This is a genomic window from Pandoraea vervacti (assembly GCF_000934605.2).
GTDB lineage: Bacteria > Pseudomonadota > Gammaproteobacteria > Burkholderiales > Burkholderiaceae > Pandoraea > Pandoraea vervacti.
The window spans coordinates 4,864,893-4,884,402 of the sequence record NZ_CP010897.2 but is presented as its reverse complement, the minus strand read 5'-3'; the positions used below and the strand labels follow the sequence as shown (position 1 = coordinate 4,884,402).

The window sequence follows — 19,510 nt, the reverse complement described above, 5'->3', positions numbered from 1 at the left end:
GGGAATGTCATGAAACACAGCAAGCGCAAGATCTGGATGGCGATGGCGTTGGCGTTGGCGTTCGCAGCGGGTGGCGCCAAGGCTGACGGGTTGCAGATCTACGGGATTCTGGATAACAGCGTGGAGTACCTGAGCAACGCGGGTGTCAACGCCAACGGAAGCAAGTCGTCGTTGCTGCGCGCCAGTAACGGCTCGCAGGCACCGAATCGCTTCGGCTTCAAGGGTTCCGAAGACCTCGGCGGTGGTCTCAAGGCCATCATGCAACTCGAAGCGGGTATCAACCTCAACACGGGGCAGTTGCAGCAAGGCGGACGGATGTTCGGCCGTCAGGCCTACGTCGGTTTGCAGAACGAATGGGGCGCGTTGACGCTTGGCCGTCAGAAGAATCTGATCTACGACGCCTTTCTCGAACTGGATCCGATGAGCTACTACAGCTACGCGCTCCCGGCGCTCGATCCGCAGTTCGTCGGCAAGGCGGACAACTCGATCAAGTACGCGGGCAACTTCAGTGGCGTGAAGATCGCCGGGCTGTTCTCGACGGGTTATGACGCGAGCATTGCCAATGGCGGACAGGTGCCGGGCGAATGGCGCGTCGGCAAGGAGTATGGCGTGTCGCTGGGTTACGCCAACGGACCGCTCAATGTTTCGGTGGCTTACGATCAGCAACAGGGTACGTCCGTCGCGACGCAGGGCGCCACGACGCAGCGCGTGGCAGCGGGTGCGAGTTATGCCATCGGCAACTGGAAGCCTTACATCGGCTATCAGTGGTACCTGAGCAAAGTGCCGGGCGTGGCCGGGCGCAACGAGTTGTACTTCGCGGGCCTGCAATACCGGCCGGTGACCGAAGTGATTCTCTCGGGCGCGATCTACTACAACAACATCACCTCGGCGAACCAGCATCCCTACCTGCTGGCGGCCAACGCGGCGTATTTGCTCTCCAAGCGCACGCAGCTGTTTGCGGAAGTCGGCTTCTCGCGCAACCAGAACGGCTCGAACCTCGGCGTGACCGGCTACGGCATGACTATCGTGCCGGGCAGCAATCAGGTGGGCGTGGCCGTGGGTCTCGCGCACTACTTCTGAGCGCAACTCACGCAAGGCTTCAGAGGCGGAACCGTCACCGCTTCGTCGTGCGACGTCGACCCGGGGGGGCAGCGTCGCCGGAAGTGTCGGACGCGCCCGGTGCCGGTTCGGCGCCGGGCGCAAGCCCGATGCGGGTTGTCATCACATGCGTCGCGCGCCACACAAAAAGGACATCCGAGGATGTCCTTTTTGCGTTTCGGTCTTCCGTCTGCGCGCATGGCCGGATGAGGGCCAGCGCGGGGAAGTCCGGCAGGGCGTGGTGGTCGCTTAGTGGCGGAAGTGACGCGTGCCCGTCATCAGCATGGCGACATTGCGCTCGTCGGCCGCGGCGATGACTTCGTCGTCGCGCATCGAACCGCCCGGGTGAATCACGCACGTCGCGCCGGCATCGACCACCACATCGAGGCCGTCACGGAACGGGAAGAAGGCGTCGGAGGCCACGGCCGAGCCGTTGAGCGACAGACCGGCGTTTTGCGCCTTGATGCTTGCGATACGGGCCGAGTCGACGCGGCTCATCTGGCCTGCGCCCACGCCCAGCGTCATGCCGCCGGCGCAGAACACGATGGCGTTCGACTTGACGTACTTCGCCACACGCCATGCGAACAGCAGGTCTTCCATTTCCTTCGGCGTCGGGTGACGCTTCGTGACCACACGCAGTTCGTGCGGCGCCACGTTCTTCGCATCCGGCGACTGCACGAGCAGGCCGCCGCCAACGCGCTTGAAGTCGTACTGGTTCACGCCATTGCCCAGCGGCACTTCCAGCAGACGCACGTTCTGCTTGGCGGCGAAGACCTGCTTCGCGGCTTCGCTGAATGACGGCGCGAGCAGCACTTCCACGAACTGCTTCGCCACGGCTTGCGCTGCGGCTTCGTCGACTTCGCGGTTAAAGGCGATGATGCCGCCGAACGCCGAGGTCGGATCCGTCTGGAATGCCTTGGCGTACGCTTCGGCGGGCGATGCTGCCACGGCCACGCCGCACGGGTTCGCGTGCTTGATGATCACGCAGGCCGGCGCTTCGAACGTCTTCACGCATTCCCAGGCGGCGTCGGCATCGGCAATGTTGTTGTACGACAGTTCCTTGCCCTGCAACTGACGATAGTTCGCCAGGGCGCCTTCGGGTGTGGTGATGTCGCGGTAGAACGCGGCGCTCTGATGCGGATTCTCGCCGTAACGCATGTCCTGCACCTTGGTATAGGCGAGGTTCAGCGTTGCCGGGTAGGCCGAGCGCTCGCTGTGACGCAGCGACTCGCCCAGGCTTGTCAGGTAATTGGTGATCGCGCCGTCGTATTGCGCGGTGTGCGCGAACACCTTGGTCGCCAGACGGAAGTTCGTCGCGTAGCCGACGGTGTTGCCGTTCGCCTTCATTTCGTCGAGCACCACGCCGTAGTCGGCCGGGTCGACGATCACGGTGACGTCACGATGGTTCTTGGCCGCCGAGCGCAGCATGGTCGGGCCGCCGATGTCGATGTTCTCGATGGCGTCTTCGAGCGAGCAGTCGTCCTTGGCCACCGTCTGCACGAACGGGTACAGGTTCACCACGAGCAGGTCGATCGTCGGAATGCCGTGCTGATCGAGCGCAGCCATGTGTTCGGGCAGATCGCGGCGCGCCAGGATGCCGCCGTGCACCTTCGGGTGCAGCGTCTTCACGCGCCCGTCGAGCATTTCCGGGAAGCCGGTGTAGTCGGCCACTTCGGTCACTTTCAGGCCAGCGTCGGCCAGCAGTTTGGCGGTGCCGCCGGTGGAGAGAATCGACACACCCTGGGCGGCGAGCGACTTGGCGAAGTCGACGATGCCGGTCTTGTCGGAGACGGAGATGAGAGCTTGCTTGATCATGACGGACGGTAGTGAAGCGGCAAAAACGGGCGGGTGAACGCTCGCGGGCGAGACCGGCCGGGCCGGCAGCCCGGGCGGGGGCTGCCTTTACAGCAGGCCGTGCTGCTGCAACTTCTTGCGCAGCGTGTTGCGGTTGATCCCCAGATACTCCGCAGCGAGCGACTGGTTGCCGTCGGCCTTGCCGAGGACGAACTCGAGCAGGGGCTTTTCGACGACGGAAACGACCATGTCGTAGACATCATGGGGGCGTGCGCCGTCCAGATCCCGGAAGTACATATCCAGACTGTCGCGCACCGATTGTTCTATGTTTGCTTTGCTCATGCGGCTAATAGCTCCCTCGGAGATTCTTGTTCATAGCAGAGGCGGTCCGAGTGCACCTTCTGCTCTTCGAAAAACGCGTTGACCGCAGCCAACTGTTCCTGCGTGGTGTCCAGCGTATTCATCCGCTGACGGAATGTGGCTGCCCCCGGCAGGCCACGCGAGTACCACGCAATATGCTTGCGCGCGGTACGTACACCGGTGTACTCCCCGTAGAACTCGTAATGGTCCTCGAGGTGTTCGTTCATGATTTGCTGGATTTCGTCGACGCGCGGCGGCAATGCGATCTCGCCCGTCGTGAGAAAGAGCTCGATGTCGCGGAACAGCCATGGCCGCCCCTGCGCGGCCCGGCCGATCATGATGGCGTCGGCGCCCGTGACGTCGAGCACGTGCTTGGCCTTTTGCGCGGACGTGATGTCGCCGTTGGCCACGACCGGAATGCGCGCCGCCGCCTTCACGGCGGCGATGGTTTCGTACTCCGCGTCGCCATGGTAGAGGTCGGCACGCGTGCGGCCGTGCACCGTGAGCATGCTGATGCCGCACTCTTCGGCAATCCGCGCGACGGTGAGTGCATTCTTGTGCTCGCGGTCCCAGCCCGTGCGAATCTTCAGCGTGACCGGCACCACGTCGCCCACGGCGCCGACGACGGCGGACACGATACGGGCGACGAGCGGTTCGTTCTGCAATAGCGCCGAACCTGCGGCCACGTTACAGACCTTCTTGGCCGGACATCCCATGTTGATGTCGATGATCTGGGCGCCACGCTCGACGTTGTAGCGGGCGGCCTCGGCCATCATCGCCGGGTCTGCGCCCGCGATCTGCACCGAGATCGGCGCGACTTCGCCCGCGTGGTTGGCGCGGCGCATCGTCTTCTCGCTTTTCCACAACTGGGCGTTGGACGCCACCATCTCCGAGACGGCATAGCCCGCGCCCAGTCGTTTGCACAACTGGCGGAAAGGCCGGTCCGTCACACCCGCCATGGGGGCGACGAACAGGTTATTGCGGAGTTCGTGTGGACCGATACGCACGATGTCTGGGGAACAGCCGGGAAAAAGATCGCTATTTTACGGCGAAAACCCGTCCTTGTCGCCTAAAAATTGTGCAATCTTCCTGGGGATCCCTTCGGAAATGTCCCGGACTCAGCCCCGCTGGCCGAACATCATCTGACGGGCAAAGGCCGTTTTGAGCGGCGGGACGAGGTCCAGACCGGCGAGCGCGATGCCGCGCAGCAGGGCGACCGGTGTGGCGTCGATGCCGAAGATGCGCGGCAGTGCATCCGTGATACGAATCGTGAGTCCCCGGTCGGTGCGACGGCGGCGGGCGAAGGCTCGCAGTGCGGCGGGGCCAGGCACGGCACGCGGCGTCGTGGCCGTGCGGGCGTGCCGAACGAGCGTGTCGGCGAGGTCGAAGGCGTCGCGCAGACCGAGGTTCAGCCCCTGGCCGGCGACCGGATGCAGCGTTTGCGCGGCATTGCCGATGGCCGCGACGCGTGCGTCGACCACCTGTCCCAGGGCGTTCAGCCCGAGCGGGAAACCTGCGCGCGCACTGATCGATGTGAATCGGCCCATTCTGTCGCCAAACGCCTCGTGCAACTCGGCGAGGAACGAGGCGTCGTCGAGTTCACGGCGCCGTTTGGCCTCGTCGTGAGCGCAACACCACACGAGCGCATAGCCGTTTTCCTGCGGCAGAAGGGCGAGCGGGCCGTCCGGCGTGAAACGCTCCCAGGCCCAGCCGATACGCGGGCGCTCGCAGTTCACGAAACCGACGAGCGCGGTCTGACCGTAATCCCGGGCGCGAGGGCGCGAGGCCTGTCCTTCGAACAGACCGCCTTCGGCGTTGACGGCGAGCGTGGCGTGCAGCGTGCAGGCATGATCGTCGCCGGACGTGCCGAGCGTGATCGTGACCTGTTGCGAGTCCTGGCGCAGCGCAATGGCACGGAACCCCCGGAAATGATGCAGGCCTGGGGCGCCGTCATCGAGCACCGTCAGCGAGGTGTCGACCGGCAGGCGCTCGACGCGGGAGGCGAGTTGCGCCGTCGTGTCGTCGAGCGCGTGCATCAGAGCGCCATATCGCACGACATAGCCGAGGGCTGGCACGTTGTGTTCGCGCGCGTCGATTTCGGTGCTGCCGAAGCGTTGCGCCTGCGAAACGTGGATGTGCTCGATGGGTGTGGCCTCAAGCGCTGTCCGGTCGTGCAGCCACGCGCCTGCGCGCGCGAGAATTTCCCGGCTACCGTGCGAGAGGGCGAGCGTGCGCGGATCGTCGTACCCGGTTTGGGGGCCGCGCGCGTCTATGAGCGCAACACGCAGGTGCGGTGCGCGTTGCGCGAGCAGCAGGGCGAGCGTCGTGCCGACGGGGCCTGCGCCCACGATCGCGAGGTCGAAGCGCCCGGCCGGACGCGGGTCCGGTGGGCACGTGTCGAGTGCGTCGACTGTGTCGAGCTTGCCGGAAGTCTGGGCGTTCGTCATCGGTGGCGGGGCGCCCGGCGTCAACCGCGCATGAGCGCTTCGATTTCGTCGGCGTCGACCGGCACGTCGCGCGTGAGCAGCGTGCAGCCCTGCGCGGTGACGACCGCATCGTCCTCGATCCGGATGCCGATGTTCCAGTACCGCTCATCGATATCCGGCGCGGGACGTACGTAAATGCCCGGCTCGATGGTCGTGACCATATTCGCCGCCAGCGTTCGCCACGGGCGTTCGCCGTTCGGCCCGTCTTCGCGGTATTCGCCGCAGTCGTGCACGTCCATGCCGATCCAGTGGCCCGTACGGTGCATGTAGAAGCGGCTGAATGACTTGTTGGCGATGACATCGTCAAGGCTGCCCACGGTGTCTCGCTTGAGCAGGCCCGTATCGAGCATGCCCTGCGCGAGCACGCGTACGGCGGCGTCATGCGGGGCGTCGAAGCGCGCGCCCGCACGGGTGGCGTCGATGGCTGCCTGCTGCGATGCCAGCACGATGTCGTACAGCTCGCGCTGCGCGGGGGTGAACTTGCCGTTGGCCGGGAAGGTACGGGTGATGTCCGAGGCATAGCCGTCGAGTTCGCAGGCCGCGTCGATCAGCACGAGGTCGCCGTCGCGCAGTTCTGCGTCGCCCGCGCGGTAGTGCAGGATGGTCGCGTTCGCGCCGGTGGCGACGATCGAACCGTACGCCGGGAACTGGGAACCGTGGCGACGGAATTCGTACAGCAATTCGGCCTCGAGATGGTACTCGCGCAGCCCGACGCGCGACGCCTTCATCGCGCGCACGTGGGCGTCGGCCGAAATCTTGCCGGCGCGGGCCATGATGTCGAGCTCGCTGCTGTCCTTGATCAGCCGCATCTCGTCGAGAATCGCGCGGATGTCGTGGGCCGCCGACGGGGCGCTCACGCCGGTGCGGCTCTGCGCGCGCACGGCGTTCAGCCAGTGACGCACCTGACGGTCCTGCTGTGCCGAGGCGCCGAGCGCGTAGAAGAGGGCGGGGGCATCGGCGAGCAGTTGCGGCAAGCGCGTGTCGATGTCGTCGATGGCGTAAGCGGCGTCGAAACCGAAGGCCTCGCGCGCGGCTTCCGGGCCATAACGGTACCCGTCCCAGATCTCCCGCTCTTCGTTCTTCGCACGGCAGAACAGGATCGATTGACCCGTACGGCTATCGAGCACGACGACGGCTTCGGGCTCCGTGAAGCCCGACAGGTAATAGAAGTAGCTGTCGTGACGATAGGGGTAGTCGCTGTCGCGGTTGCGCGGCACTTCGGGGGCCGTCGGCACAATGGCGACGCCGCCGCCGGCCTTGCGCATCTGTTCGATGACTCGCTCGCGGCGGGCACGGTACGGGGAATCAGACATCGCGGGCTCCATTGTCGGGGATGGGTTGTAGTTCTTTCGGCGTTCGAGCGAGGATCGTTCAAAGATCGTCCAACGATCGTATTAGGGTCGTTTGACCTGTCGCGTATTCAGGCGATTCTACTGCCGGGAACGAGGTCGTGCCGGGCGCGCACTTCGGCGTCCAGCGCGGCCAGTTGTGCCGGCGTGCCGACGTTCTCCCAGACGCCGTCGAAGCGCTCGCCACTGGCTTGCCCGGCGGCGACCGCACGCTGGTACAGCGGTGTGAGCGCCATGCGTGTGCCGGGGGCGATGCCGTCGAACAGCCGCAGGTCGTAGAGCGCAATGTTGCCGAACGTCAGCGGTACGCCGGTGGCGGGCGCAGCCTCGCGTGCGTACAGACGGCCCGAGGCGTCAAGAGCGAAGTCGCCGGTCGGATGAAACGCCGGGTTGGGCACCATCACCAGATGCATGCCGGGTACCGGCTGTGCCGCCAGGCGCTGCGCTGGCGCCGCAAGCGTCGCGTAATCGAAGGTGGTGAAGACGTCGCCGGAGACCGCCAGGACGATGTTGCCGTCGCCTTCGAGCAGGTCCCGGGCCTTCGCAATGCCGCCGGCCGTCTCGAGGGCTTGCGCTTCGGCCGAATAGGCGAGACGCACGCCGAAGGCGCTGCCGTCGCCAAGCGCGGCCTCGATCTGTGCGCCGAGCCAGGCGTGATTGATGACGATATCGGTGAAGCCTGCGCGGGCCAGCGCCTCGATCTGCCAGACCACGATCGGCTTGTCGCCGACGCACAGCAGCGGCTTTGGGGTCGTGTCCGTGAGCGGACGCATGCGCTCGCCGCGTCCGGCGGCGAAGATCATCGCCTTCATGTTGCGGGCCTCAGAACGTGTAACCGACGTCGACCTGCTGGCCGGTCAGTTCGTCGAGCAGTTTGGCCAGCGGACGCAACGGCGCGTAACGGTCCGCGACCTTGCGGGCGTATTCGATGAAGCGCGGGGTGTCGGCCAGATAGCGCGGCTTGCCGTCGCGGTAGTTGATGCGCGCGAAGATGCCGAGCACCTTGAGGTGACGTTGCAGCCCCATCCACTCGGCCTGGCGATAGAACTCGCCGAAGTCGGCGTCGACCGGCAGCCCGGCCTTGCGCGCCCGTTCCCAGTAGTACGCAAGCCAGTCGAGCTGACGCTCCTCGTCCCAACTGAGGAACGCATCGCGCATGAGCGAGATGACATCGTAGGTGAGCGGGCCGTAGACCGCATCCTGAAAGTCGAGAATGCCGGGTCCCGTGGTGCCGGGCAGGCCCGGCATCAGGTTGCGCGGCATGTAGTCGCGATGCACGAACACCCTGGGCTGCGCGAGCGCACTCTCGATGAGCAACTGGTTGACGCGATCGAGCGTGGCGCGCTGCGCCTCGCTCAGCTCCACCTTCAGGTGCTTGCCGATGTACCAGTCGGGGAACAGATCCAGTTCGCGCTGGAGCAGCGCCGTGTCGTAGGCCGGCAGGACGTCGGCGCGGGAACTCTTCTGCCAGACGATCAGCGCGTCGAGCGCGGCGCGCATGAGCGCTCGCGCGTTATCGTCGTTGAGCACGTCGAGATAGGTCTCGCGGCCCAGATCCGTGAGCAGCAGGAATCCCTGCGCGAGATCTTCCGCCAGCACTTTCGGCGCTTGCAGGCCCGCCTCGTCGAGCAAACCGGCAACGTGCACGAACGGGCGGCAATCCTCTTGTGGCGGCGGCGCGTCCATCACGATCAGGCTCGGATGCGCCGGGTCGAAGCTGCCGATGCGGAAGTAGCGCCGGAAGCTCGCGTCGGCGGAGGCCGGCGACCAATTGGCCATGTCGAGCGAGAAGGGAGCGGACAGGCCGGAGAGCCAGTGCGACAGCGCTTGCAGGCGGGGATCGGTCGTGTCGGCGAGGGCGCTGGAAGCGTTCGAAACACTCGCGGAAGCGGTGGGATGTGCAGTCATGATGGGGGCGGTAAACGTCTTGCCATATAATACCCGATCATGTTTTCCAGACGCCCTGTTTCTCGACCTCGATCGACCGTCCCGAATGTCCCGGCAAAGCCTTGCGGGCAGGCGGGATTGGCTGCCCGCAAGCGGCGCCACGATTGTCACGCTGTTTGCGTACATGCCGGATAAACAAGTCCTTACGAATGAAGTCTCTTCGCTGCGTCGCGTGATGCGCACGCGACGCAAGCCACTGGCGCTCCTGCTCTCCTTGCCGGGGGTGTGGTGTTCGCTCGCCGGTGCGCAGGAAGCTCCCCCTCCCGATATTGCAAAGAGCGATGGTCTCGTGCTGCGTACGGTGCCCGCCCTTGTCGACAACCCGCTCGCGAACGGTGAAGACGTACCGATGTACGTGCGCGGCATGAGCCTCACCGGTCGGACCAATGTCGACGCTACCGTCGACGGCGATGCCGAAGCGCGCAAGTACCGTTCGTTCGTGAAGGGCGATCGCCTGACGTACGACCAGGACACCGACGAGGTGGTAGCGCACGGCAACGCGCGTTTGTCGCAGGGCGGCAATATGTTCGTCGGCCCCGAAGCGCATATGTATACGAGCGCTGGCGACGGTTACATGTTGACGCCGACCTACCGGCTCGTGTCGGGCGGCGGCGGGAAGTCCGAGCGTGCGGATATCGAGGCGAACAATGTCGTCACGCTCCAGCGTGGCACATACTCCGCCTGCGAATGTTCGGAAGAGGGAAAAACACCCGCCTGGTACATCAAGGCGTCCGAGTTCGAGTTCGATCAGGAGCAGCAGGAGGGCACGGCCTATAACGGCATTCTGTTCTTCCAGGGTGTACCGATCCTCGCCAGCCCTTATTTGTCGTTTCCGACGTCGAACGAGCGGCGCTCCGGCTTTCTGGCGCCGACGTTCACGCAGTCGAGTCGCACGGGTTTCGAGCTGGCCACGCCGTACTATTTCAACATTGCACCGAACCGCGATCTGACGATCACGCCGCGCATCATGACCAAGCGCGGGGTGATGGGTGTGGCCGATTTTCGTTATCTCGAGCCGACGTACGCAGGGCTGTTTCACATCGAATACCTGCCGAAGGACCGCGTCACGGGCGACGCACGTTACACATTTACGTTCCAGCATAGCCAGGCGCTAGGCTATGGCGTGAATGGCTACGTCAATTTCACCAAAGTGTCGGACGACACTTACCCGGACGACTTCGGCGCAGGCACCAATTTTCAGACCGGGGTGCAACGCGTATACAGTCGCGAAGCTGGACTGACGTGGAGCTACGGCGACTGGGCGTTCCTTGCACGTGTTCTCAAGTATCAGACGCTTGCGCCCAGCGTGCCGCAATACGAGTCGGTGCCGGAACTGTCGGCGACGTATAACAAGCTCGATTTCCACGGCTTCGATTTCACCATGCCGATCCGGTACAACCGTTTCCAGATCGCGTCATGGACGGGGCAGCCGAACGGCGAGCGGATTTACGCCCAGCCGACGTTGAGCTATCCGATTCTGACGCCCGGCTATTTCATCGTCCCGAAGGTCATATTCAACGCGGCGGCGTACAACGTCAATTATCCGAACGGTTCGACGATGCAGTCGTCGATCACGCGCACGTTGCCGACGGTCAGTCTCGATACGGGGCTGACGTTCGAGCGCCCGTTGACGCTGTTCGGCACGGCGATGAAGCAGACGTTGGAGCCGCGCCTGTTTTATGTCTATACGCCGTATCGCGATCAGAGCTCGATTCCGATTTTCGATAGCGCGGTGGCGGACTTCAACCTCGCGGAAATCTTCAGCGAGAACTCGTTCATCGGGGTCGATCGCATTCAGGATGCGAACCGTGTCACCGCTGCGCTGACGTCGCGTCTGATCGATGCAGATACGGGGGTGGAGCGTGGACGTGTCTGGTACGCCCAGCGGTACAACATTCAGCAGTCGCGCGTGACGATGCCGGGCGGCGTGCCGGAAGACGCGGGCGTGTCCGACTTTCTGGTGGGCGGCTCGGCATTGCTGTACAGCAACATCACCTTCAGCTCGGCGGTCCAGTACAGCCCGAGTACTTCGCAATTCAACCGATCGGACGTTGGTGTGACTTGGCGCCCGGGCGAGCGCAAGGTCTTCAATCTGTATTACCGCTACTTGCGAAACCCTGCGCCGGTGGTGGGACAAACCACACTTGGCGTCACTCCGATCAACCAGATCGAACTTTCCGGTCAGTGGCCGATCACACCGCGATTCGGCGTCGTCGGCCGCCTGAACTACAGCATTACGGACAAGACGTTCATCGATGCCCTGGCGGGTTTCGAGTATGATGCCGACTGCTGGGCCTTCCGGGTGGGGCTTCAGCGCTACGCGACCAACGCCACGACGACAACTTCGCGTATCTTCGCGCAGTTGGAGTTGAAGGGCTTGACCAAGTCCGGCAACAGCGCCACAGAAGCCTTCAAGGTCGGGGTGCCGGGCTATCAGCCGCCGCCGACGAACCAGATTCCTTCTCGATTCAGCAACTATGAATGACATGTTTGTGAAGCGTGCCTCGCTGCTGGCGAGCCTGTGTCTCGCCGCCGGGGTGGCGGTGGCTCAGCCCGCGCCGGTCAGTGCCCGCGCGGCAGGCGCGCCTGCGTCTTCCGCACGTCCGGTCGATTCCATCGTTGCCGTGGTCAACGACAGCGTGATCACCCGCAAGGAACTCGACACGCGTATCGAGGAAGCGAAACATCAACTGACGCTCGCCAAGCGCCCGATACCGGACGCCGACCTGTTGCAGCGTCAGGTGCTCGAACAGATGATCGTCACGCAGGTGCAACTCCAGCGCGCCAAGGAAGTCGGCATCGTCGTGAAGGACGCCGACGTCGAACAGGCCTTGCAGCGTATCGCGGCCGACAACCGTCTGAGCGTCGCTCAGTACAAGGCGCGTCTCGCACAGGCCGGTGTGCCCTGGGATGCCTTCCGCAAGGAAGTGCGCGAACAGATCATCATGGCGCGACTGCGCGATCGCGAGGTCGACAGCCAGGTGCAGGTGAGCGACTCGGAAATCAATTCGTATCTCGCCGCACAGCGCGGCGCCACGGCTGCGCCGACGGAGACGGAATACCGTCTGAGCGAGATTCTGGTAAAGGTGCCGGACGGTGCGTCCGCCGATCAGGTCAGCGCCGCGCAGAAGAAGGCTGCCGAGGCGCTGGACAAGGCGAAGGCCGGTGGTGATTTCGCCGCGCTGGCCAAACAGTATTCGGACGCTTCGGATGCCGCGAACGGTGGCGACATGGGCTTCCGTATTCCCGAGCGTATTCCCGACCTGTACCTGAACCAGATTCAGAAGTTGCAGCCGGGCACTGTCGTGCCGCAGGTGCTTCGCAGCAACAACGGTTTCCACGTCATCAAGCTGGTCGAATCCCGCAAACAGGGCGGCGATCAGGGCATGACGGTGCCGCAGATCCATGCGCGTCACATCCTGATCCCCGTGGGTGACGGTGTCTCGGAAGAGGCTGCACGCAAGAAGCTGCTCGATCTCAAGACGAAGATCGAAGCGGGTCAGCTCGACTTCGCTGTCGCGGCCCGTGAGAACTCGAAGGACGGTTCGGCGTCGCAGGGTGGCGATCTGGGCTGGATTTCGCCCGGCGAGACGGTGCCCGCGTTCGAGCGCGCCATGTCCGAACTCAAGGACGGTCAGATCAGCGATCCGGTGCGCTCGGAGTACGGCTATCACCTGATTCAGGCACTGGGCCATCGCGAGTCGCAGGTTTCCGGCGATCAGGAACGCAACCTCGCCATGCAGGAGCTGCGCGGGCGCAAGGCCGATCAGCAATACCGCGACTGGTTGCAGCAACTGCGCGACAGCGCCTATGTCGACTATCGTCTGAGCAACGCGCAGCAGTAAGCGCCGCGCCAGCCGTGACTCCGTGACTCGATCCTTCGTCCCATTTCAAGCATGACTTCCGACCGGCCCTTCGTTCTTGCCATCACCACGGGTGAGCCGGCGGGTGTCGGGCCGGAGTTGACGGTGCAGGCACTCGTGAAGTGCCTCGCCGCTTCGCCTGATTCCCCTTCCGATGCTTCCTCGCTCGCCGGCTGCCGGTTTGCCGTGCTCGGCGATGCGTCGTTGCTTGCGGCGCGGGCACAGGCCGTCGGGCTGGGCGATGCGTGGCAGGACCTGCTCGCAAGCGGTGCGGTGCGCGTCGTGCATCATCCGCTTGCCGCGCCGGTGACGCCCGGAAGTCTCGACGCCGCCAATGGCCGCTACGTGCTGGCCATGCTCGACGACGCCATCGACGGGGCGCTCGCAGGAACGTACGACGCCATTGTCACGGCGCCTTTGCAAAAGAGCACGATCAACGACAGTGGCGTTGCCTTTACCGGACATACCGAGTATCTCGCCGAGCGCACGGGTACGCCGCGCGTGGTGATGATGCTCGCGGGCGGAGGACTGCGCGTTGCGCTGGCGACCACGCACCTGCCGCTGGCGCAGGTGCCCGGTGCGATCCGTCGCGACGAACTGCTGCGAACGCTCGTCATTCTCAATCAGGATCTGATGCGTCATTTCGGTGTGACGCGCCCGCGCATTCTCGTGACCGGCCTGAACCCGCATGCGGGCGAATCGGGTTATCTCGGGCGCGAGGAGATCGACGTCATCACCCCCGCATTGGCGGACGCCAATGCGGTCGGTATCGATGCGCGCGGACCCTATCCGGCCGACACGCTGTTTCAGCCGCGTCACCTCGAAGGCGCGGACGCGGTTCTGGCCATGTACCACGATCAGGGCCTGCCGGTGCTCAAATATGCGAGCTTCGGCGCAGGCGTGAACGTCACGCTGGGCTTGCCGATCATCCGGACCTCGGTCGATCACGGCACGGCGCTCGATCTCGCGGGGACGGGCCAGGCCGACAGCGGCAGCCTGCTTGAAGCGTTGCGCACCGCAGCGACGATGGCCGCCAATGCGGCAACGCACGCACAACTGAGCGCAGGCACGAGCAGCGATTCGCCCGCCGCCCAACCGCGTTCATAAGGAATTTCACATGAGTAGCGCATCGAAGCGCACGGGCGTCCAACAGGGCCACGTGGCGCGCAAACGTTTTGGCCAGAATTTTCTCGTCGACATGGGGGTGATCGACGCGATCATCAGCGCGATCTCGCCGCGTACCGACGACCTGATGGTTGAAATCGGACCGGGACTCGGCGCGCTGACCACGCCGCTGACCGAATGGCTCGCGCATCTGCACGTCGTCGAACTCGACCGCGATCTGGTCGCACGGCTCACGCGCAAGTTCGGCGAGCGCGTCACCGTACATGCTGGCGATGCGCTGGATTTCGACTTCGGTGCGCTTGTGCCGGGCGATCGTCGCGACGAAGCGCCGCTGCGCATCGTCGGCAACTTGCCGTACAACATCTCCAGCCCGCTACTCTTCCATCTGATGCGCTACGCCGCGCTCGTGCGCGACCAGCACTTCATGTTGCAGGACGAAGTGGTCGAGCGTATGGTCGCGCCCGCCGGGTCAAGCAACTACAGCCGACTGTCGGTCATGCTCCAGTACCGTTACTGGATGGACAAGGTGCTCGATGTGCCGCCGGACGCTTTCAATCCCCCGCCGAAGGTCGACTCGGCCGTGGTGCGCATGATTCCGCGCGCCGTGGCCGATTTGCCCGAGGTGGACCTCGATGTGTTCGAAGCGGTCGTGGCGCAGGCGTTTTCCCAACGTCGCAAGATGCTGCGCAATACGCTGCACAGCTATCGCGACCGGATCGATTTCGACGCGCTCGGCTTCGACCTCACGCGTCGCGCCGAAGATGTGCCGGTCGACGAATATGTGAATTTGTCACGCGCGATCAGCGGCGCCGGTTCACAAGGCTGATACCCACGAACACCAGCACGACGGCGCAACCGAAGCGCCAGCCGACCGATTCGCCGAGAATCAGCACGCCGAACGTCACGCCGAAAAGCGGACTGAGAAACGAGAACGAGGCCAGACGCGCGGCGCTGTAGCGGGTGAGCAGCCAGAACCAGATCAGGTAACTGGCGAACGCCACACCAATGGACTGGTAGACGAGACTGATCCAGACCGTGGGCGTCATCGGCTCGATCTGCACCTTCCCCGTCGCGAGCGCCAGCGCGCACAACAGGACCGCCGAGACCGCGAGCTGGTAGAGCAGTGTCTTCGAGGCGGCGGCCGCGGCCAGACGCGATGCGCGTACGACGACCGTCGTCATCCCCCAGAATGCCCCGGCGAGGATCCCCAACAGGTCACCGGGCCAGGTCTTCGCGAGGTCCGTGTTGCTGCCGTCCGAGAATGCCACCACGATGCCGCAGAACGCGAGCGCCATGCCAAGCCATTGCATGGGACGCAACCGCTCGCTGGGCACGGTCCAGTGCAGGCCGATGGCAGTGAAGCAGGGAGCCGAGTACAGAAAAACGGCCATGCGCGAGGCGGTCGTGTGCGTGAGGCCGACGAAGATGCACAGGAATTCCAGCGAGAACAGCGCACCGGCGAGCAAGCCCGCACCGAGGGTGCCGTCGCCGCTGATCAGGCGTTGCCGCCGCCATAGCATCCAGGCGCCGACGAGCACGGTGGCGACGACGGAGCGAAGCCCCGCTTGCAAGACGGCAGGGACCACGGGCACCGCCAGTTTGACGGCGACCTGCTGGCCGCCCCAGATCATGCACAAGCCCAACATGATGGCCAGTGCCGTGGCGTCGAGCGGACGCGGAGTGGTTTTCATGAGATTGATTCGGATGACGATGTATCGCGCACGCGCTGCGCAGTGACGGCAATTGTCACCGATCCTGACATCGTGTGCATCATACTGGTGCAGTTAGTGCGGGTAATGGCGCCGTCAGTGCGCGCTCATTGTTGCGCCATGCGGCACAATGTCTCCCCGAATCGCTGATTTATTCCATGAACGGGCGCCGATACCATGCTCCGCGAGGAGGGCGCTTGCCCTTTCGATCGTGCCCATCATCACCAGCATCAACGCGTATGTACAAGAAAGGCTCTGCCGTCGAATTGCAGTTTTCCCCGTCGCGGCTCAATGACGGCGCAGGCGATCCGTTCTGGATCGACCTGACCCGCGACGAAGCGCAGGCGCTTCTCGAATCCCTCCAATCGCATCTGGCCAGATCGACGACCGACACCTCGGGTACCGAGCCGCCGATGATCTTCACATTGCTCGATCCGGGCGCCGTGCAAGGAGCGCACGCGCGCGCGCAGACACAGGATGAGGCTGGGAAAGCGGGGGAGGCAACAGCGACGGCCTCCGATGACGCCGACGCGCACGCCGCAACGGCATCGCGTCAATGGGTTTGCGTGATTTGCGGGTGGATCTACGACGAAGCCGCCGGCTATCCCGAAGACGGCATTGCGCCCGGCACGCGCTGGGAAGATGTCCCGACCGACTGGCGCTGCCCGCTATGCGACGTCGGCAAGGAAGATTTCGCGATGGTGGAATTCTGACAGCGTCGGGTACCGCGACGCAGGTCGATCCGAGCACCAATGCAAACGAGCCACCCGAAGGTGGCTCGCAGACGTAGCGCCAGTCGATATCGGCTTACAGGCCGCCCTTTGTCGAGTGTTTCTGGATCAGCTCGATCTTGTAGCCGTCCGGATCTTCCACGAAAGCGATGACGGTCGTGCCGCCCTTGACCGGACCGGCTTCGCGCGAAACCTTGCCGCCCGCGGCGCGGATCATGTCGCAGGCCTTGTACGCGTCGTCGACTTCCACGGCCAGATGGCCGAAGGCCGTGCCCATCTCGTACTTGTCCACGCCCCAGTTGTAGGTCAGTTCGAGCACGGTGTTCTCCGACTCGGCACCGTAGCCGACGAACGCCAGCGTGTACTTGTACTCGGGGTTCTCGCTCTGACGCAGCAATTGCATGCCGAGCACGCGCGTGTAGAAATCGATCGAGCGCTGCAGGTCGCCGACGCGCAGCATGGTATGGAGCATTCGCATGGTGTTTTCAGTGTGGGGACGACGAAAGCTCAATTGTACTCGTCACCATGAAAATGAACATCATTCATGGTGCGTTGAGCCATTCTTAACTTGAAACGTGAGGCCGGCCACCGCCATTCGCCGGTGCGGCGGGGGCTGGCCGCTCAGAACTCCGGCAGCCACTCGGGCGCATGTGACTTGAGCGTGTCGCGTGCCGCTTCGAATTCCGGGAAGATCGACGCCACGGCCTGCCAGAAGCGCGGCCCGTGGTTCATTTCCTTGAGATGGGCCAGTTCGTGGGCCACCACGTAGTCGATAACGCCAAGCGGGAAGTGGATGAGACGCCAGTTCAGCCGGATACGACCGTCTGCGCTGCAGCTGCCCCAGCGCGTGGTGGCCGAGGATAATCCCAGCGCGGTGTAGCGCACGCCAAGGCGTTCGCCATAGACTTCCAGTCGCGTTGTAAAGAGCTTGCGCGCTTCCTGTTGGAGCCAGCCCTGTACGCGGTCACGCATCTGTTCCGGCGCCGCTTGCGGCGGCAGGTCCAGCCATAGCGTATGCGTGTGGATATCGTACTGGGCGACCCCCGCCCGCCCGCCGAGCCGCAGGGTTAGCGTATGGCCGAGATAGGGCAGCGTTGCGCCGTCGATCCACGTGACACGAGGAATCACGCGTCGCGCGGCGCGCTCGCGGAATTCGGCGATCTTGCTGAAGATCCAGCGCTTCTTTTCGGTGACGGCGGCTTCCACGTCCGCGATGGTGACCCAGCGCGGCGCCGTGACCGCGAGGCCCGATTCGTCGATCATGAAGCCGATGGTCCGGCGCGAGGAACGTTTGAAGCGGTAGTAGAGCGCGTGACCGTCGAGCACGATGACGCGCTCTCCGGCGGCCGGTGCGCGTCGCGGACCGGCGCCGGGCGTTGTGGCCACGGTGGAGGGGGATGTGTCGGCGGCAGATGGCGATGCCGAAGGGGCGACCAGCGGTACGGCCGCGCCGGGCGCGTCCGTCGCTACGCCGTTGGCTTCTGCCGCCGGGCTGCCGAACAGATCGAGTTCCATTTGTGGTGCAGGCGTCTCATGCCGGGGGGCGCGGGTGTCGCGGGGATCGCGAGTGGCGGGCTGAACTTTCGACATGAGACGGTCTCGCGTGATTGCGCGCTCAGGTCCGGGGCGCAGTGTCGGACGCATCCGATGTATCCGACGCGCCCGTCCTCGGCTTCGACGTATAGGCGGCGGGGTCGATGCGTATCATCTCGCGCTCGATCCACTCGGCGACATCGGCGTTGACCGCCTCGGCCGTGCGGCCCGCCGTCTCGATGACCGGACCGATCGAGACGATCACTTCCCCGGGAAATTTCAGGAACGAATTGCGTGGCCAGACGCGTCCGGCATTGTGCGCGATCGGCACGACGGGGGTGCCCGTTGCCGTCGCCAGACGTGCGCCACCCGACTTGTACTTGTTGCGCGAGCCGGTCTTCGTACGCGTGCCCTCCGGGAACATGATGATCCAGTTCCCCTCGGCCAGACGCTCACGCCCCTGCGTCACGACCGACGCAAACGCGTCGGTGCCCTTGCGGCGGTCGATGTGGATCATGCTCAGCAGACCCAGCGCCCAGCCGAAGAACGGTACATACAACAGTTCGCGCTTGAAAACGTAGCAAAGCGGTCGCGGCATCAGCGCCGGCAACGCCACCGTCTCCCAGGCCGACTGATGCTTAGAGAGCAGAATCGCGGACGTCTTGGGCAGATTCTCCCAGCCAATGACGCGATACCGCATGCCGCACAGCTTGTCGCCTACGCGAATCACCACCTTGCACCAGCCCACCGCAAACCAGTAACGCTGCACGCGCGACAGGAACGGAAACGACACGATGCACGCGATGGCGTATGGAATCGTCCAGACGATCTGGAAGATGAAGAAAAGGATCGAGCGAAGTTGCTGCATCGGTTCTGGCCTGAAAGCGTTCGTCGCGATGTGCGAGGCAGGGCGACGTACGCCGTAGTTAAGCGTCCTCGTCGGCGAGCAGATCGTTGACGAAGGCCGCCAGACTGTCATGTACGCGCGTGCCTTCGGGCAGGTCGCCGGCCGCGAGCGTTTTCTTGCCCTTGCCAGTGAGCACCAGATGCGGCAACGCCCCCACGGCCGCCGCGGCCTGTAAATCGCGCAACGAGTCGCCCACGGCCGGCACGCCGGTCAGGTCGACTTCGTAGCGTCGCGCGATTTCCTGGAACAGTCCGGGCTTCGGCTTGCGGCAATCGCAGGCGTCGACAGACGTATGCGGGCAGAAGAACACCGCGTCGATGCGTCCACCGGCGGCGGCCGCCAGCTTCGACATCTTCGCGTGCATGGCGCCGAGCGTCGCCATATCGAAAAGACCGCGCCCCACCCCCGACTGATTCGTCGCGACGACCACGCGATACCCGGCCTGATTCAACCGGCCGATGGCCTCCAGACTGCCGGGCAGCGGTACCCACTCATCCGTGGACTTGATGAATTGATCCGAGTCGACGTTGATGACGCCGTCCCGGTCGAGAATCACGAGTTTGCGGGCGGCGGGGCCGGGCGTGCGATCTTTGCGCGAATCCATGAGG

18 protein-coding genes are annotated in these 19,510 nt (G+C 64.4%); 6 read left to right on the top strand and 12 right to left on the bottom strand.

Features of this window, described 5'->3' with window-relative positions:
* Positions 1-9 precede the first annotated feature (9 nt).
* Positions 10-1,080: a porin gene (locus tag UC34_RS21280; RefSeq protein WP_044457093.1), complete on the top strand. Its 1,071-nt coding sequence runs from the start codon at positions 10-12 to the stop codon at positions 1,078-1,080.
* Between the two features lie 267 nt (positions 1,081-1,347).
* Here the strand turns inward: UC34_RS21280 and purH are convergent, their stop codons facing one another.
* The 7 genes from purH to UC34_RS21245 form a co-directional block, all read right to left on the bottom strand.
* On the bottom strand, positions 1,348-2,913 hold the full coding sequence (purH, locus tag UC34_RS21275; RefSeq protein ID WP_044457092.1) for a bifunctional phosphoribosylaminoimidazolecarboxamide formyltransferase/IMP cyclohydrolase: 1,566 nt from the start codon (positions 2,911-2,913) through the stop codon (positions 1,348-1,350).
* An 87-nt stretch (positions 2,914-3,000) separates the two neighbouring features.
* A complete protein-coding gene (locus tag UC34_RS21270) occupies positions 3,001-3,234 on the bottom strand; it encodes a Fis family transcriptional regulator (protein WP_039393174.1) in 234 nt (77 codons plus the stop codon).
* The gene (dusB, locus tag UC34_RS21265) at positions 3,231-4,211 is read right to left on the bottom strand and encodes a tRNA dihydrouridine synthase DusB (RefSeq protein WP_044457091.1); all 981 of its coding nucleotides are present in this window, start codon (positions 4,209-4,211) and stop codon (positions 3,231-3,233) included. The genes UC34_RS21270 and dusB overlap by 4 nt, the downstream gene beginning before the upstream one ends.
* Before the next feature lie 159 nt (positions 4,212-4,370).
* Complete coding sequence (locus tag UC34_RS21260) at positions 4,371-5,699, bottom strand: UbiH/UbiF/VisC/COQ6 family ubiquinone biosynthesis hydroxylase (RefSeq protein ID WP_072617585.1); 1,329 nt, start codon at positions 5,697-5,699, stop codon at positions 4,371-4,373.
* Positions 5,700-5,719: 20 nt separating this feature from the next.
* A complete protein-coding gene (locus tag UC34_RS21255) occupies positions 5,720-7,063 on the bottom strand; it encodes an aminopeptidase P N-terminal domain-containing protein (protein ID WP_335645750.1) in 1,344 nt (447 codons plus the stop codon).
* Positions 7,064-7,158: 95 nt separating this feature from the next.
* Positions 7,159-7,899, bottom strand: coding sequence for an N-acetylmuramate alpha-1-phosphate uridylyltransferase MurU (gene murU / locus UC34_RS21250; RefSeq protein ID WP_044457090.1), 741 nt, complete (start codon positions 7,897-7,899; stop codon positions 7,159-7,161).
* A gap of 10 nt (positions 7,900-7,909) precedes the next feature.
* Complete coding sequence (locus tag UC34_RS21245; RefSeq protein WP_044457089.1) at positions 7,910-8,995, bottom strand: aminoglycoside phosphotransferase family protein; 1,086 nt, start codon at positions 8,993-8,995, stop codon at positions 7,910-7,912.
* Positions 8,996-9,080: 85 nt separating this feature from the next.
* Here UC34_RS21245 and UC34_RS21240 point away from each other — a divergent pair, with 85 nt between their 5' ends.
* From UC34_RS21240 to rsmA, 4 genes are read left to right on the top strand one after another with little or no spacing between them, the layout of a single operon-like run.
* Positions 9,081-11,519 carry an LPS-assembly protein LptD gene (locus UC34_RS21240; RefSeq protein WP_052811171.1) on the top strand — a complete coding sequence of 813 codons (2,439 nt, stop codon included), beginning with the start codon at positions 9,081-9,083 and terminating at the stop codon, positions 11,517-11,519.
* Positions 11,512-12,879, top strand: a complete 1,368-nt coding sequence (locus UC34_RS21235) for a peptidylprolyl isomerase (RefSeq protein ID WP_044457088.1) — start codon at positions 11,512-11,514, stop codon at positions 12,877-12,879. The genes UC34_RS21240 and UC34_RS21235 overlap by 8 nt, the downstream gene beginning before the upstream one ends.
* A gap of 51 nt (positions 12,880-12,930) precedes the next feature.
* Complete coding sequence (gene pdxA / locus UC34_RS21230; protein ID WP_044457087.1) at positions 12,931-14,004, top strand: 4-hydroxythreonine-4-phosphate dehydrogenase PdxA; 1,074 nt, start codon at positions 12,931-12,933, stop codon at positions 14,002-14,004.
* 10 nt (positions 14,005-14,014) lie between these two features.
* Complete coding sequence (gene rsmA, locus UC34_RS21225; RefSeq protein WP_044457086.1) at positions 14,015-14,848, top strand: 16S rRNA (adenine(1518)-N(6)/adenine(1519)-N(6))-dimethyltransferase RsmA; 834 nt, start codon at positions 14,015-14,017, stop codon at positions 14,846-14,848.
* Here rsmA and UC34_RS21220 read toward each other — a convergent pair.
* On the bottom strand, positions 14,823-15,713 hold the full coding sequence (locus UC34_RS21220) for a DMT family transporter (RefSeq protein WP_044457085.1): 891 nt from the start codon (positions 15,711-15,713) through the stop codon (positions 14,823-14,825). The two genes, rsmA and UC34_RS21220, sit on opposite strands and share 26 nt — an antisense overlap.
* A 257-nt stretch (positions 15,714-15,970) precedes the next feature.
* Here UC34_RS21220 and UC34_RS26065 point away from each other — a divergent pair, with 257 nt between their 5' ends.
* Positions 15,971-16,444, top strand: coding sequence for a rubredoxin (locus UC34_RS26065; RefSeq protein ID WP_072617517.1), 474 nt, complete (start codon positions 15,971-15,973; stop codon positions 16,442-16,444).
* Between the two features lie 94 nt (positions 16,445-16,538).
* On the opposite strand, the gene gloA is transcribed toward UC34_RS26065, so the two are convergent.
* The 4 genes from gloA to gmhB all read right to left on the bottom strand — a co-directional run bounded on the left by gloA (position 16,539) and on the right by gmhB (position 19,506).
* Positions 16,539-16,940, bottom strand: coding sequence for a lactoylglutathione lyase (gene gloA, locus UC34_RS21210; RefSeq protein WP_044457084.1), 402 nt, complete (start codon positions 16,938-16,940; stop codon positions 16,539-16,541).
* A 143-nt stretch (positions 16,941-17,083) separates the two neighbouring features.
* A complete protein-coding gene (locus UC34_RS21205; RefSeq protein WP_044457083.1) occupies positions 17,084-17,977 on the bottom strand; it encodes a YgjP family zinc-dependent metalloprotease in 894 nt (297 codons plus the stop codon).
* Positions 17,978-18,077: 100 nt separating this feature from the next.
* Positions 18,078-18,863 carry a lysophospholipid acyltransferase family protein gene (locus tag UC34_RS21200; protein ID WP_044457082.1) on the bottom strand — a complete coding sequence of 262 codons (786 nt, stop codon included), beginning with the start codon at positions 18,861-18,863 and terminating at the stop codon, positions 18,078-18,080.
* Between the two features lie 58 nt (positions 18,864-18,921).
* On the bottom strand, positions 18,922-19,506 hold the full coding sequence (gene gmhB, locus UC34_RS21195; protein WP_044457081.1) for a D-glycero-beta-D-manno-heptose 1,7-bisphosphate 7-phosphatase: 585 nt from the start codon (positions 19,504-19,506) through the stop codon (positions 18,922-18,924).
* Positions 19,507-19,510 lie beyond the last annotated feature (4 nt).

Coding starts and splice junctions, on each gene's coding strand:
- UC34_RS21260 (WP_072617585.1), bottom strand. CDS start 5,699: ATGACGAACGCCCAGACTTCCGGCAAGCTCGACACAGTCGACGCACTC.
- murU (WP_044457090.1), bottom strand. CDS start 7,899: ATGAAGGCGATGATCTTCGCCGCCGGACGCGGCGAGCGCATGCGTCCG.
- rsmA (WP_044457086.1), top strand. CDS start 14,015: ATGAGTAGCGCATCGAAGCGCACGGGCGTCCAACAGGGCCACGTGGCG.
- purH (WP_044457092.1), bottom strand. CDS start 2,913: ATGATCAAGCAAGCTCTCATCTCCGTCTCCGACAAGACCGGCATCGTC.
- UC34_RS21205 (WP_044457083.1), bottom strand. CDS start 17,977: ATGGAACTCGATCTGTTCGGCAGCCCGGCGGCAGAAGCCAACGGCGTA.
- UC34_RS26065 (WP_072617517.1), top strand. CDS start 15,971: ATGTACAAGAAAGGCTCTGCCGTCGAATTGCAGTTTTCCCCGTCGCGG.
- dusB (WP_044457091.1), bottom strand. CDS start 4,211: ATGGCGGGTGTGACGGACCGGCCTTTCCGCCAGTTGTGCAAACGACTG.
- UC34_RS21235 (WP_044457088.1), top strand. CDS start 11,512: ATGAATGACATGTTTGTGAAGCGTGCCTCGCTGCTGGCGAGCCTGTGT.
- UC34_RS21255 (WP_335645750.1), bottom strand. CDS start 7,063: ATGGAGCCCGCGATGTCTGATTCCCCGTACCGTGCCCGCCGCGAGCGA.
- UC34_RS21270 (WP_039393174.1), bottom strand. CDS start 3,234: ATGAGCAAAGCAAACATAGAACAATCGGTGCGCGACAGTCTGGATATG.
- UC34_RS21280 (WP_044457093.1), top strand. CDS start 10: ATGAAACACAGCAAGCGCAAGATCTGGATGGCGATGGCGTTGGCGTTG.
- pdxA (WP_044457087.1), top strand. CDS start 12,931: ATGACTTCCGACCGGCCCTTCGTTCTTGCCATCACCACGGGTGAGCCG.
- UC34_RS21240 (WP_052811171.1), top strand. CDS start 9,081: ATGTCCCGGCAAAGCCTTGCGGGCAGGCGGGATTGGCTGCCCGCAAGC.
- gloA (WP_044457084.1), bottom strand. CDS start 16,940: ATGCGAATGCTCCATACCATGCTGCGCGTCGGCGACCTGCAGCGCTCG.
- UC34_RS21200 (WP_044457082.1), bottom strand. CDS start 18,863: ATGCAGCAACTTCGCTCGATCCTTTTCTTCATCTTCCAGATCGTCTGG.
- UC34_RS21220 (WP_044457085.1), bottom strand. CDS start 15,713: ATGAAAACCACTCCGCGTCCGCTCGACGCCACGGCACTGGCCATCATG.
- gmhB (WP_044457081.1), bottom strand. CDS start 19,506: ATGGATTCGCGCAAAGATCGCACGCCCGGCCCCGCCGCCCGCAAACTC.
- UC34_RS21245 (WP_044457089.1), bottom strand. CDS start 8,995: ATGACTGCACATCCCACCGCTTCCGCGAGTGTTTCGAACGCTTCCAGC.